The organism is Halomonas sp. B23F22_10 (genome assembly GCF_043496975.1).
Lineage (GTDB): Bacteria > Pseudomonadota > Gammaproteobacteria > Pseudomonadales > Halomonadaceae > Halomonas > Halomonas smyrnensis.
This window is the reverse complement of the sequence record NZ_JBIEKF010000002.1, coordinates 111,989-125,536: the sequence shown is the minus strand read 5'-3', so window position 1 is coordinate 125,536 and position 13,548 is coordinate 111,989. Positions and strand designations below refer to the sequence as shown.

Annotated in this window: 9 protein-coding genes, 1 tRNA gene and 1 pseudogene; 3 read left to right on the top strand and 8 right to left on the bottom strand. The window is 66.3% G+C overall.

Annotated elements, in window-relative coordinates; all coding sequences use genetic code 11:
* Positions 1–377 precede the first annotated feature (377 nt).
* Positions 378–4,043, top strand: coding sequence for a bifunctional proline dehydrogenase/L-glutamate gamma-semialdehyde dehydrogenase PutA (putA, locus tag ACGTNF_RS04630; RefSeq protein WP_394600639.1), 3,666 nt, complete (start codon positions 378–380; stop codon positions 4,041–4,043).
* A gap of 241 nt (positions 4,044–4,284) precedes the next feature.
* Positions 4,285–4,360: transfer RNA gene (locus tag ACGTNF_RS04625), tRNA-Ala, on the top strand.
* Positions 4,361–4,531: 171 nt separating this feature from the next.
* On the opposite strand, the gene ACGTNF_RS04620 is transcribed toward ACGTNF_RS04625, so the two are convergent.
* The 3 genes from ACGTNF_RS04620 to ACGTNF_RS04610 all read right to left on the bottom strand — a co-directional run bounded on the left by ACGTNF_RS04620 (position 4,532) and on the right by ACGTNF_RS04610 (position 7,011).
* Complete coding sequence (locus tag ACGTNF_RS04620; protein ID WP_394600638.1) at positions 4,532–5,290, bottom strand: SDR family NAD(P)-dependent oxidoreductase; 759 nt, start codon at positions 5,288–5,290, stop codon at positions 4,532–4,534.
* A 261-nt stretch (positions 5,291–5,551) separates the two neighbouring features.
* Positions 5,552–6,397: a 2,5-didehydrogluconate reductase DkgB gene (dkgB, locus tag ACGTNF_RS04615; RefSeq protein WP_394600637.1), complete on the bottom strand. Its 846-nt coding sequence runs from the start codon at positions 6,395–6,397 to the stop codon at positions 5,552–5,554.
* A 20-nt stretch (positions 6,398–6,417) separates the two neighbouring features.
* Positions 6,418–7,011 (bottom strand): NAD(P)H-dependent oxidoreductase, encoded by a 594-nt coding sequence (locus tag ACGTNF_RS04610; RefSeq protein WP_394600636.1) that lies wholly within the window; start codon positions 7,009–7,011, stop codon positions 6,418–6,420.
* A gap of 433 nt (positions 7,012–7,444) precedes the next feature.
* On the opposite strand from ACGTNF_RS04610, the pseudogene ACGTNF_RS04605 reads away from it, so the two are divergent.
* Positions 7,445–7,613, top strand: a pseudogene (locus ACGTNF_RS04605) (helix-turn-helix domain-containing protein); the annotation flags it as partial.
* Between the two features lie 128 nt (positions 7,614–7,741).
* Here the strand turns inward: ACGTNF_RS04605 and ACGTNF_RS04600 are convergent.
* From ACGTNF_RS04600 to ACGTNF_RS04580, 5 genes are all read right to left on the bottom strand, one after another.
* Positions 7,742–8,767 carry a Gfo/Idh/MocA family protein gene (locus tag ACGTNF_RS04600; protein ID WP_394600635.1) on the bottom strand — a complete coding sequence of 342 codons (1,026 nt, stop codon included), beginning with the start codon at positions 8,765–8,767 and terminating at the stop codon, positions 7,742–7,744.
* Between the two features lie 23 nt (positions 8,768–8,790).
* A complete protein-coding gene (locus tag ACGTNF_RS04595; protein WP_394600634.1) occupies positions 8,791–9,954 on the bottom strand; it encodes a Gfo/Idh/MocA family protein in 1,164 nt (387 codons plus the stop codon).
* A 37-nt stretch (positions 9,955–9,991) separates the two neighbouring features.
* Positions 9,992–10,954, bottom strand: a complete 963-nt coding sequence (locus ACGTNF_RS04590; protein ID WP_394600633.1) for a sugar phosphate isomerase/epimerase family protein — start codon at positions 10,952–10,954, stop codon at positions 9,992–9,994.
* 81 nt (positions 10,955–11,035) lie between these two features.
* On the bottom strand, positions 11,036–11,998 hold the full coding sequence (locus ACGTNF_RS04585) for a sugar ABC transporter substrate-binding protein (RefSeq protein WP_394600632.1): 963 nt from the start codon (positions 11,996–11,998) through the stop codon (positions 11,036–11,038).
* Positions 11,999–12,362: 364 nt separating this feature from the next.
* A complete protein-coding gene (locus ACGTNF_RS04580) occupies positions 12,363–13,529 on the bottom strand; it encodes a phytanoyl-CoA dioxygenase family protein (protein ID WP_394600631.1) in 1,167 nt (388 codons plus the stop codon).
* Positions 13,530–13,548: the final 19 nt, after the last annotated feature.

The window sequence follows — 13,548 nt, the reverse complement described above, 5'->3', positions numbered from 1 at the left end:
GGCTGGGCCACAGAGTGTATCTACCGAAGAGGGTCCGTCTCTCACGGGGCGATGCCGGAGGCTCTTTCACCTGTGTTCAGGGCATGCGGGCGGTGCCGCCCGGGTGTCGTTCTTCGCTGGGCGTTCGCCCGACCCCGCCCGCCTGTCCGGTGAGCCACCGGCCCTCGACCTTTCCCCCTTTCGGGTGACCCGCTTCGCGTGGCGCAGCAGCGCACCCCGCGACGTCTGCCGCGGGAAAGCCTGAGAGCAACGCCGCGACCGCCTGCCTCTTCGGGCCTACCCCCAGGGCCCTATGCTAGTGTGTAACTTTCGACAACGACGATGCCATCCGCGCCCGAGAATCGCCGATGCGTGGCGCGTCGCCAGGGAGATTGACCATGAACGAAGCCAACCTTCATCCCCACGATGCCGTGAGCGAGCTGCGCTCGCGCATCCGCGCCCACTACGACGTCGACGAGTCGGAGGTGCTGCGCGGGCTGGTCGAGCGCATTGGGCTCTCGGAGGAGGAGCGCCGTCTGGTGGCCGAGGCCGGCGCCAACTATGTGGCGCGGGTGCGCAAGGAGACCTCGCCGTCGATGATGGAGTCGTTCCTGGCCGAGTACGGGCTCTCCACCGCCGAGGGCGTCGGCCTGATGTGCCTGGCCGAGGCGTTGCTGCGGGTGCCCGACGCCGAGACCATCGACGACCTGATCCACGACAAGATCGAGCCGTCCGACTGGGGCGCGCACCTCGGCAAGTCGTCCTCGTCGATGGTCAACGCCTCGACCTGGGCGCTGATGCTGACCGGCAATGTGCTGGAAAAGGATCCCAAGGGGCCGGTGCGTGCGCTGCGCGGCCTGGTGCGGCGCATGGGCGAGCCGGTGGTGCGCACCGCCGTGGGCCAGTCGATGAAGGTCCTCGGCCGCCAGTTCGTGCTCGGCCAGACCATCGAGGAGGGCATGAAGAACGCCCGTGAGCTCGAGAAGCAGGGTTACACCTATTCCTACGACATGCTGGGCGAGGCGGCGCGCACCGACGACGACGCCCTGCGCTACCACGACGCCTACGCCACGGCGATTCGCACCATCGCCAAGCAGGCCCAGGGCGACGTGCGCAGTAGCCCCGGTATCTCGGTGAAACTCTCGGCGCTGCATCCGCGCTACGAGACCACCCACCGTGACACCGTGATGAGGGTCCTGGTGCCGCGCGCCCAGGAGCTGGTGAGGCAGGCGGCCAAGGCCAACATCGGCTTCAACATCGACGCCGAGGAGCAGGACCGTCTGGATCTGTCGCTGGACGTCATCGAGGCGCTGCTCGCCGACCCGGCGCTCGACGGCTGGGACGGCTTCGGGGTGGTGGTGCAGGCCTACGGACGCCGCGCCGCGCCGGTGATCGAGGCCCTCCACACGATGGCCGAGCGCTACGACCGCAGGATCATGGTGCGCCTGGTCAAGGGCGCCTACTGGGACACCGAGATCAAGCTGGCCCAGGAGATGGGCGTCGAGACCTTCCCGGTCTTCACCCGCAAGGTCAACACCGACGTCAGCTACATGGCCTGCGCACGCATGCTGCTTGAGCGGCGCGATCGCATCTACCCGCAGTTCGCGACCCACAACGCCCACACCTGCGCCGCCATCATCGCCATGGCCGGTGACGACAAGGAGAGCTACGAGTTCCAGCGGTTGCACGGCATGGGCGAGTCGCTGCATCACATCGTTCGCCAGGCGGAAGGCACCCACTGCCGCATCTACGCGCCGGTCGGCGCCCACCGCGACCTGCTGGCCTACCTGGTGCGCCGCCTGCTGGAGAACGGGGCCAACTCCTCGTTCGTCAACCAGGTCGTGGACGACACCATTCCGCCGAGCGAGGTCTCCAAGGATCCGGTGGCCGAGCACGAGCGCCTGGGTGACGCCATCGCCAGCCCCTCGATCCGCCAGCCCGGCGAGCTGTTCGCCCCGGAGCGCAAGAACTCCCGGGGCTATCGGATCAACGAGCCGGCCTCGATCCTGCCGCTGATCTCGGCCCGGGAGGCCTTCGCCGACGCCACCTGGACGGCCGGGCCGATGCTCGCCGGGAGCCCGGCGCCCCAGGGCAAGGCGCGCGATGCGCGCTCTCCCGCCGACACCTCGAGGGTGGTCGGCCAGGTGCATGAGGCGACCCGGGAGGAGGTGGCGGCCGCGCTGGACGCCGCCGAGGACGGCTTCCAGGCGTGGTCGGCGCGGCCGGTGGCCGAGCGCGCCGAGGTGCTGCGTCGCACCGCGGACCTCTATGAAGAGCACATCGCCGAGCTGACCGTGATCGCCACCCGCGAGGCCGGCAAGATGATCTTCGACGGCATCGCCGAGGTGCGCGAGGCGGTGGACTTCCTGCGCTACTACGCCAACGAGAGCGAGCGCCTCGAGGCCGAGGAGCCCGGCAGCGCCAGGGGCATCTTCGTCTGCATCAGCCCCTGGAACTTCCCGCTGGCCATCTTCACCGGCCAGATCGCCGCCGCGCTCGGGGCCGGCAACGCGGTGCTCGCCAAGCCCGCCGAGCAGACGCCGCTGATCGCCGCCCGGGCCGTCGAACTGATGCGCGAGGCCGGCCTGCCCGAGGCGGCGCTGCAGCTGCTGCCCGGCGACGGGCCGACGGTGGGCGGCCCCCTGACCAGCGATCCGCGCATCGCCGGGGTCTGCTTCACCGGCTCCACCGAGGTGGCGCAGATCATCCACAAGGCGCTGACCCAGAACGCCGGGCCGGACGCGGTCCTGATCGCCGAGACCGGCGGGCTCAACGCCATGATCGTGGACTCCAGCGCGCTGACCGAGCAGGCGGTGCGCGACATCCTGATCTCCTCCTTCCAGTCGGCCGGCCAGCGCTGCTCGGCGCTGCGCATGCTCTACGTCCAGGAGGAGGCGCGCGAGCGGCTCTTGACCATGCTCGACGGCGCCATGGACGCGCTGGTGATCGGCGATCCTTGGAACACCGACACCGACGTCTCGCCGGTGATCGACGCCGAGGCCCAGGCCGACATCGGCGCCTATGTGGAGGCCCAGCGCAAGGCCGGCAAGCTCTTGAAGACCCTGCCGGCGCCGGACGTCGGCACCTTCGTCACCCCGGCGGTGGTCGAGGTCGGCGGCATCGAGGATCTGGAGCGCGAGGTCTTCGGGCCGGTGCTGCACGTGGCCACCTTCAAGGCGCGGGAGCTCGACGGGGTCGTCGACGCGATCAACGCCAAGGGCTACGGCCTGACCTTCGGCCTGCACACCCGCATCGACGATCGCGTGCAGCAGATCGTCGAGCGGATCCACGTCGGCAACGTCTACGTCAACCGCAACCAGATCGGCGCCATCGTCGGCTCCCAGCCCTTCGGCGGCGAAGGGCTCTCGGGCACCGGGCCCAAGGCCGGCGGGCCGCTCTACGTCACCCGCTTCCGCCGCACCGCCGAGGTCGAGCATCACGAGGCGCCCGGCGGCGAGGTGGTGGCGCTCGGCGAGCTGCAGTCCGCCCTCGACGGGCTCGATCCGCGCAACTGGGCGGCGCGGCCCGACCGGGTCGAGGTGCTGCGCCGGGCACTCTCCGGCCAGCGCGGGGTGATCCGCAAGGCGCTGGCCGAGGCCGCCTCCCTGGACATGACGCCCCAGACCCTGCCGGGGCCGACCGGGGAGAGCAACCGGCTGGCGATGTACCCCAAGGGGCCGGTGCTCTGCCTCGGGCCGACGCTGGAGATCGCCGTCGCCCAAGCGGTGCAGGCGCTGGGAACCGGCTGCCCGGCGCTGATCGTCGCGCCGGGCGCGGCCGAGGCCGTCAAGCCGCTCGAGCGGGCCGGGGCGCCGGTCGCCGGGCGCGACGGCCGGGTCGAGGCCGAGACCCTCACCGCCCTCGAGGGCATCGTGGCGGTGGCCGCCGCCGGCAGCAGCGACTGGACCCGCGAGCTGCGCCTGGCGCTGGCCGAGCGCGACGGGCCCATCGTGCCGCTGGAGACCCAGATCATCGCCCCGGAGCGCTATGCGGTGGAGCGCCACCTCTGCATCGACACCACCGCCGCCGGCGGCAACGCCAGCCTGCTGGCCACCGCCGAGTAGGGCCCCGGCCCTCGTTTGCCCTCCCTGAGAGGGCAAGGTGCCCGGAGTCGCTAAACGGCAAAACGCTGGCGGCGAGGCATGGCTCGCACGACATCATCGTTTCAAGACCGTCGTGCGGGCCTTCTTGCGGCCGTGGCCGGGCTCGGTGCGATGTGGAAAAGATGATTCAAGGCTTGACGCTTGAGACTTTTCACCGTAGTATTCGCCTCGTTCTCGCAAGGCAGTACCGGCGAGCAACAGTGGGGCCTTAGCTCAGCTGGGAGAGCGCAACACTGGCAGTGTTGAGGTCAGCGGTTCGATCCCGCTAGGCTCCACCAAACGAATATCGAAAAGCCGCCCGATGCCAAGCATCGGGCGGCTTTTTTTTGCGTGGGATTTTCCTTCTCTCTCCTTCCATTCTTCCCGGTCCACTTGGCTTGCTCACTGTCGCCGGGCCGGTTCGGGAGTCGCTCGCCGAGCGGCGGCCCGGCGAGCGACCGGCATGCCCGTCAGTCGCGGTCGATGGCGAAGGGCGCCCAGGCCTGACGCACGGGCATCACGTCCATCCGGTTGATGTTGATATGCGCGGGCAGGGTCGCGACGTAGAAGATCTGCTCGGCGATATCCTCGGCGGACAGCGGCGTGGTGCCCTGGTAGAGAGCGTCGTGGGCGTCCTGGTTGCCGCCGGTGCGCACCAGCGTGAACTCGGTCTCGGCCAGGCCCGGGGCCACATCGGTCACGCGCACGCCGGTGCCCAGCAGGTCGCAGCGCAGGTTGTAGCTGAACTGCTTGACGAAGGCCTTGGTGGCGCCATAGACATGGCTGCCGGGGTAGGGGGTGTCACCGGCCACCGAGCCGAGATTGATGATGCTGGTGCCGGCACCCTGTTCGATCAGCGTCCGCAACAGCGCATGAGTGACGTTGGCCAACCCGCGGATGTTGGTGTCGATCATGGTGTGCCAGTCGGCGAGGTCGACCCGCTGCGCCGGCTCGGGCGCCAGGGCCAGGCCGGCATTGTTGACCAGGCAGGTCACGCCACGGAAGTCGTCGGGCAGGGCCTCGACCACGGCCTTCACCGCGGCGTCGTCGCGCACGTCGAGCACTGCCGTGTACACCGGCACCCGGTCTTTCAGCGCCTCACGCAGCTCGTCGAGGCGCTCCTCGCGACGGCCGGCGAGCACCAGCGACCAGCCCGCCTCGGCGAAGCGGTGGGCACAGGCGCGTCCGAATCCGGAGGTGGCACCGGTGATGAAGGCGATACGGTTCATGGCTGACTCCTTTGCGGCATGAGCTCGAGGGGCAGCCAGCATAGCGCGTCGAGGCGGCGGGGATCGATGGTGCCGATGGACCACGGGCGGGACCGGCATGGCCGCCCCGCCCGTGGTGGCGGCTCCCGCTAGCCGGATTGAGCCCTTGAGGGCGCTCATCAGGCCGCGCGCGACCGGCTCCGAGGAAGGCGGGTTCTGCCCGGTGATCGGGTGGCCGCGGGCCCGGTACGCCGGGCCCGCGGAGACAATGTCGGCGGCGTGTCAGCGTGGCGCCGTCACCGTCGGTTCAGGCTTGGCTCGGTCCCAGGCCGGGGCGAAGTCCGGGTTGGCGATGCGCGCGCCGCGGTCGAGGGCGGCGATGGCCTGCATCTCCTCGTCGCTCAGGGTGAGCTCGAGGGCGACCAGGTTGCTGCGGATGTTCTTCGCCTTGGTGGAGGACGGAATGGTCACGATGCCCTGCTGGTTCAGCCAGGCCAGGGCGACCTGCGCCGGGCTGGCGTCATGGGCATCGGCGATGCGCACCAGGGTCTCGTCTTCCATGACCTTGCCGACGGCCAGCGGCATGAAGGCGGTCACCGCGATGCCGTAGCGTTCGCAGTGCTCGATCAGCGCGCGGTTCTGCAGGAAGGGATGCACCTCGACCTGGTTGGTCAGCAGGGCACCCTCGCCGAGAATCTCGACGGCCCGGTCGAGCTGGGCGCGAGTGAAGTTCGAGACCCCGATATGACGGGTCTTGCCGGCCTGCTGCACGTCCTTGAGCGCCGTCAGGTAGTCGGCCATGGGCACTTCGTCGTCGGGCGAAGGCCAGTGGATCAGCAGCAGATCGACGTGGTCGGTGCCGAGCTTGTTCAGGCTCTCCTCGACGCTGGCTTCCAGGTCGCCGGGGGCGAGACGGTCGTGCCAGACCTTGGTGGTCAGGAAGATCTCCTCGCGAGGGATGCCGCTCTCGGCGATGGCCTGTCCGACCTCGGCCTCGTTGCCATAGAACTGGGCGGTGTCGATATGGCGATAGCCGAGCTCGAGCGCGGTCTGAATGCTCTGCTTGAGGGTGTCCCCCTCGAGGCGGAAGGTGCCGAAGCCGGGATTAGGCAGCGTTTGGGTCGTCATGCGAACTCCTTGGGTCGGATTCAGGCGTTGTGGCGTTCGTCGAGGACGCGTACCAGGTGAGCCTGGTACGCGTCCCGGTGGGTATCGATGGCCGGTGCCTTGATCACGTCGTTGGCCAGGAAGGTCGGCAGGGCGCTCATGCCGAGGAATTCCAGCGCCTTGTGCACCGGGAAGTAGACGGCGTCGACGCCGCGGCCCTCGAAGAAGTCACCGGGGGCGTCGAAGGCTTCCTGCGGCGCGTTCCAGGTCAGTGACAGCAGGTAGCGCTTGCCCTGCAGCAGGCCGCCACTGCCGTACTGTCGGGTCGGGTCCTGACGCGAGCGGCCGTCGCTGGCGTAGAGCTTGCCATGGCCCGTGGTCAGCACTTCATCGAGATAGCGCTTGACCGTCCAGGGGGTGCCCATCCACCAGCCCGGCATCTGCAGGATGATGACGTCGGCCCACAGCCACTTGTCGACCTCGGCGTCTGCCGAGTAGCCATCGTCGATGCGTGTCTCCTGCAGGGCGTGGCCCTGTTCGGCCAGGGTGCCACGAGCGGTCTCGTGCAGGGTGTCGTTGTAGCGGCCGCCGGAGTGGGCATAGGCCTTGGCACCGTTGAGCAGCAGGATGTTCATGGGCTTTCGTTAATCTCCTAATCAGTCGTACGCCCAAGGGTGAGGATCGTGACTGAGCGCTTCAATCATCATCACATGCAAAACATCTTTGCACCTGGTGCAAAAATGACGCGACTCCCTGCATCGAATGGCCCCGAGGAGGCGAGCGTGGACAGCCGGCCAGAAGCGCTCAGGCTGCTGCTGGCGGGGGTGGACCGCGGCGGCTTCAGTGCCGCGGCGCGGGAGTGGATGAGGCGCCGGCGGAGCAGACATGGCGTTAGCTACCGGTCTCTCCTGCTTGATACCCGGAGTTCGATGGTGGTTTGCTGTCTACTGGTGGGTGCGCAAGTACTCGCGTGCCACGCCGGCCAGGAAGGTGCTGCCTGGTGAAAGCAGGTCGTCGTTAAAGTCGTAATGGGGCTGATGCAGGTCAGGGCTATCGGGCCGGTCACTGTTGCCGATCCCCGAGATCTGCCGCCTGGCGGGCCAATCCCAGCAGCCACTGCACCGTATCCGAGGCCGCCCTGGCCACCGGGTTTACGCATCCCGCGCACTTTTCCCGGGCCTATCGGACACGTTTTGGGGAAGCGCCCAGAGACACGGCGGCCCGGGGGCCGGGATAGGCCGCTTAAGACGGCGATGAAGCCTTGGCTCGGTCAGCAGGCCCACCGGTTATCCTCGAGGCCGAGGGTCCCCGGCCCTCGCTCAGCATCTAGTGGCCTGCCGTTTCTGGGGAGGATGTACCGGCTAACTAGGTTACCGGCTGCCAGGTGCCCGACTCGCCGGAGGCGAACAGTGCGTCGAGCACTCGCATGTTGGCGATGGCGTCACGGATGTCGAAATGGGGAGCCGATTCGCCGCGGATCACTCGCGCGAAATTGGTGACCTCGCACTCGTAGTGAGCGGCGGGAGCGAATGTTTGGGGCTCGGGTGCGCACTGGTTGAGGGCCCTGGCACGGTCGACGATTATCGTCGAGGACGCATTTTGCTGCGGAGCAAAGGGGAAGGGCAGGTCGATCGCCCCGGTGCTACCCACCACATGGAGATGCTGAGTGGCGGCCATGGCGGTACTGACCGTGAAGCTGGCGTGACGCCCCTGGCCGTAGTCGAGGATGGCTGTGGCCCGGATATCGACCTCGTGTTCCGGGTCGCGTTCGATCAGCGCCATCACCCTCTGCGGCTCGGTATCGAACAGGTAGCGGGTGGTCATCGAGGCGTAGCAACCCAGATCGAAGATCGCGCCGCCACCGTATTCGCGACGCAGGCGGAAGTCGCCGGGGCTGTCGAGAGTGAAGGAAAGCAAGGCTTGCACGGCGCGTACTTCGCCGATCGCCTGATCGCGCAGCTGCTTGCGTAGTTCGACCCAGCGAGGCTGGTGGCGAACCATGAAGGCCTCGCCGAGAACAATGCCCTGTGGTACGTCGGCCAGCACCTCGGCCTCGGCGGCCGTCATGGCGATCGGCTTCTCGCACAGCACGTGCTTGCCGCGATCCATTGCCATCCGCGCGTACTCGACGTGCAGATGATTGGGTAGTGGGATGTACACCGCCTCGACTTCGGGATCGTCGAGCACTGCCGCGTAGCTGTCGTGGGCGTGCGGAATCCCCATCTCCCTGGCACAACGCCGTGCCTTGTCGAGATCGCGCGAGCCGATCGCCCAGGGCTCGCACCAGGGACTCGCGTGCATCGCCGGAATCAGCTGGTCGACGGCGATGTTGGCGGTGCCGAGGATGCCCCAGCGTACCGGTTTGATCGTCCTGGTTCGGGTGTTGCTCATGGAGCGCTCTCCCTGATGGTCGGTCAGATATCGACCCAGTGCCGCTGCTGCGCGGAGTCGTCGATGGCGGTGATGATGCGCTGGTTGTGGCGGCCGAAGGCGAAGTCGGGATAGCAGCCGTCGTCGCCGGCGATGCCCTGGATCAGGTCATGGACCTCGATCACCTTGACATCGAAGTAGCCTAGCGCCCCGCCGCCGAAGTCGAACGGAAAGAAGGCGCCGAACTGAGGCACCTGCGAGCCGACCAGCAGGGTCTTGAAGCCGCGATCACGCTTGTCGTCCGAGAAGCGGTAGACCTTCAGCTCGTTGAAGCGCTCGCCGTCCATGATCAGAGTGCCTTCCGTGCCGCAGACCTCCCAGGTGATGCCAAACACCTTGCCGGCAGCAATTCGCGAGCTCTCGATCACGCCGGCTGCACCGGAGGCGAAATTGACCAGCGCCTGAGACTGATCGTCGTTGTCGACCGGACGCCGCTCCGCTCCTGCCTCGACCTTGCTCGAGTAGCCGGCGTAGCCCGAGGCGACCGGACGCTCGGTGAAGAAGGTCTGGGCCTGGGCACAAACCGCCCTGACGTCGCCCATCAGGTACTGGGCGACGCTGATGGTGTGGGCACCCAGGTCTCCCAGCGCACCGGTGCCCGCGGCTTCCCGCGAGCAGCGCCACGACCAGGGCAGGTCGGGGTCGTTGAAGAAGCCCTGATCGAAGGTGCCGCGAAAGCGCGTCGGCCGACCGATCTCGCCGGCCTCGATCAGCTGTTTGGCGAGCATGGCCGCCGGCGTCTTGACGTTGTTGAACGCGACCATGGTCTTGAGGCCCGCGCGCTCGGCTGCCTCGTGCATGGCGGCAGCCTGGTCGTCGTTCATCGCCAGCGGCTTCTCGCAGTAGACGTGCTTGCCGTGCTCGATGGCGGCCATCGCCATCTCGTAGTGCAGCTGGTTGGGCGAGGTGATGTCGATCACATCGACCCTGGGGTCGGCGACCAGCTCGCGCCAGTCGCCGTAGGCGAATTCGGCGTCGAAGCGCTTGCGTGCGCTCTCGGCCGCCTCTGTGCCCAGATCGGCCACGGCATACAGATGGGGCTCGAGCGGCAGGTCGCGGTAGAGCAGACGGGCCCGACGATAGGCGTCGGCGTGGGTCTGGCCCATGAAGCCGCTGCCGATCAGGCCGATGTTGAGACGCTCTGGCATGGCGGAGCTCCTCGACGTTCGACGAGTGAAAGGGGGATCAACTGGGCAGTTCGAAATCGGGTGTCTCGGTGGGCATGCAATTTCGCAGCAGCGCGACGGAGCGGATCACCCCCTCGCGACGCGACAGGTTGATGTCCTCATGTTCGATACTCAGCACGCCATCCTGATAGCCCCCGGCCTGCAGCCAATAGCAGAAATCGCGCCACCAGGACTCGCCGTGGCCATACCCCAGCGTCACGTAGGACCAGCTGCGCTCCTGGAAACGGTCCATGGGCAGATGGTCGAGCCGTGTGTTGTGGGCCAGGTTGCCGGGATGCAGGTAAGTATCCTTGGCATGCACATGGTAGATGTGCCGTGCGTAGCGCTTGACGATCTCGATCGGGTCGCCGCCCATCCAGAACAGGTGGCTGGGATCGAAGTTGAGGCCCACGGTATCGCCTACGGCCCCATGCAGGCGCAGGAAGGACGGCATATTGTAGACCAGCTGGTTGCCGTGCATTTCCAGGCAGAGCTGGTGGATGCCGTGGTCGTTGGCGTAGGAAACCAGCTCTCGCCAGTAGGGGATCGCGACCTCATTCCACTGGTAGTCGAGCATGCGATGTGTTTCCGGCGGCCAGGCGGCAGTCACCCAGTTGGGCATGCTGTCACCGGCAGCCCCGGCCGGGAGCCCGGACATCAGGTTGACCCTAGGCACATCGAAGTGCTCCGAGAGCCGGATGGCCTGGCGTACGACAGCGTCCTGTCGCTCGCCATCAGTAGGGTGCATTGAGTTGCCGTTGGCATTGAAGGCCGAGATGGTGAGGCCATGGTGAAGAAGCTTGGACTTAAGCTCTTGACGCTTGCTTTGGCTTTCCAGCAGAGCGGCGGCGTCGAGGTGCGGCGAGTTGGACCAGTTACCGATGGCGAACTCAACGCTATCGATGCCTTGTTCGGCGCAGAAAGCCAGCAGTTCATCAAGGCCGAGGTTCGCCAAGCTGTCGGTGACGATTCCAATCTTCATGCGGTCTCCGCGAAATCATGTGGGAAGTCAATACGGCCGACCATACGCTAAGTATGGCCGACCGAGGGCGTGGGGCGGGAATCAGCGGAAGCCTTGATCCGTCAGCTCGATGACCTGGGAGGCATCATCCTGGGTGATGAAGTTGGGGCCGGTCTGGACATCGGTGGTAGGCATCAGCCCATAGCGATTGTAGAGCGACAGCATCACCACCGGCAGGTAGCCCTGCAGATACTGCTGCTGGTCGATGGCGAACAGCATGTCGCCGTCACGCACCGCCTCGAGCGTCTGCGGCGACAGATCGAAGGTCGCCAGGGAGATCTGTTCCAGGGCGTTCTGGTCACGCAGCATGGCGAGCAGCGGGTCGGTCGACAGCGAGCCCAGGCTCATGATGCCGTCGGTATCGGGATTACTGTTGAGATAAGCGAAGACGGCATTGGTGATCTCGGTGGGGTCCTGGGTCGTGGATAGTTGGGTACTTCCGCCGCCAAAGCCCTCATCGAAGCCGCTGCAACGGGCGTCCAACTGTGCCTGCCCGGGGGCGAAATTGACGCAGACCGGATGCTCAACACCTGCCTCTTTCATGCGCTCGCCGGCCAGCTTGCCGGAGCGATACTCGCTCTGTCCCACGTAGGCCAGCGCCCCCAGATCATGGGCGACTGTCTCGCCGGAGTTCAGGGCAACGACCGGAATCCCGGAATCGATCGCTTCCTGTATCGGCCCCGCGAAGGCACTGGGATCGGGAATCGTCAGGGCTATGCCGTCGGGGCTCGCGGCCACAGCCTGCTCGATCATGCGCTGCATCTGTGCCGTGTCGTATTGGGCGGGCGACTGGTACCTCATGTTGACGTTCATGGCCTCGGCGGCGTCTTCGAAGCCGTTCTTGAGCACCGCGCCGAAGGGGTCGGCGGCCACGATATGGGTGATGGCGATGATATCCAGGGGCTCCGAACCACCGGCGTCCTGGGCATTGACTGCACTGCTACCACCTACGAGGCAGGCCCCGGCCATGAGCCCGAGAGAGAGGTTCTTGAGTCGCTTTTGCATGACGGTTCTCCGTGATTGTTCTTGATAGTAACGACGGTTTTTCGCTGAATCGTCGACTGGCGCTATCGTGCATTCGTACTCGATGCTTGCGGCGCTTGCCCTCTATTCTCGGGCCTGTCTGTCAACCATCGCAGCAAGTGTTGTTCCTTGTCGCGAGGCCGGCTGCATCGATTCGGTGACGACCCATCCGGTCTCTTTGAACATATATTCTATTTTAAATACGTTCAAATTTTATGTTCTATACTTTGGTATTAATGGAAAAAATATTCTCATCGGGTCATCAAACGCTCCACCTGGGCTGGCGTCACGACGACTTGCCCAGGACGGCATCAACATCGAGTGAGTCGGCGTAAATTCGACTCCGTCAGGGCCGGCGCAATTCTTCCAGTCGCTCAAGGGCTTTCCCGATGGTTGTTGGCGACCATGCCTGCTCCAGGGCGCGCTCCACGAGCCGGCGCTGAGTCTCCGGCGCCATGCCGGACTCGGGCGGCGTCAGGTCGAGGTTTGCCGGGAAGGCATAGCCCTCGGCGACCGCGGTAAGAAAGGCTTGAATGCCAGGTGACAGGCTCTCGCGACGGTAGGCGTCGAGCAGCGCCGGATAGCAGGCCTCGATCAGCCGGCGGGAATCGACCGCCTCCATGGGCCGACCAAACGCCGACGACACCTGCAGCAGGTTGGCCATGCGCCGTCGATCGCGACTGCGATTTTCGCCGGCGGCATGGAACAGCGCCGGATTGAAGAAGAGGCCATCTCCCTTTGCCAACGGCAGCTGAAGGGCGTGTTCGGCAAAGTAGTCGCGGAATGCCGGATCGCGATAGGCCAGGTAGCCCTCCGGATAGCGTTGGGAATAGGGAAGCAATTGGGTCGGGCCTGTATCCAGCGGCATGTCGCTGTGGGCGATGGCCCCCTGCAGGGTCAGCAGCTGCGAAGCCACCTGCATGGGCAGTGGATAGCGCGCCACGCTGGCATCGTCCTGGAAACCAAGGTGGTAATCGCGATGGGGTCGCTGTGCCTGGCCGCCCGGATTGACGACGTTGACCTGCGATGTGACCTGATAATGAGGCCCCAGCCAGGCCTCGCTGACCAGTGCCAGCAGGGGATTGGCATAGTAGGCGAGGAAATTCTCGGGGGCCGTCAGGCCATGCTTCTGGAAAGCGTTCCAGATGCGATCGTTGCTGCCGGCGGGGGCAAAATGATCGCCCTTGGCGCCGGCCGCCCGCTCCGACTCGATGATGGCGAAGAAGGCCTCGCTGGCGTCATCGATGACCCGGGTATCGGCGAACATCCCCTCGATAACCAGCACCCCGGGACCCTCGAGCAGCCCCTGATGCCATTCGTCGAGCAGTGACGCTCGCGTATCCACCCGCGCGCCGAGCTCGAGGGCACGCCGACCATCGTAGACGGGAACACCGGCGGAGAGGCGCTCTGCCAGAGAATAGTCGGCGGGCTCGGTGTGACGTTCGCACAGGGCAGCGAAGCGAACGAGATCCAGCCGTTCCGAGGCACCGAAGTGACGCAGTGGCGGAGTCATGGCGGTCTCCTTGGCAAGA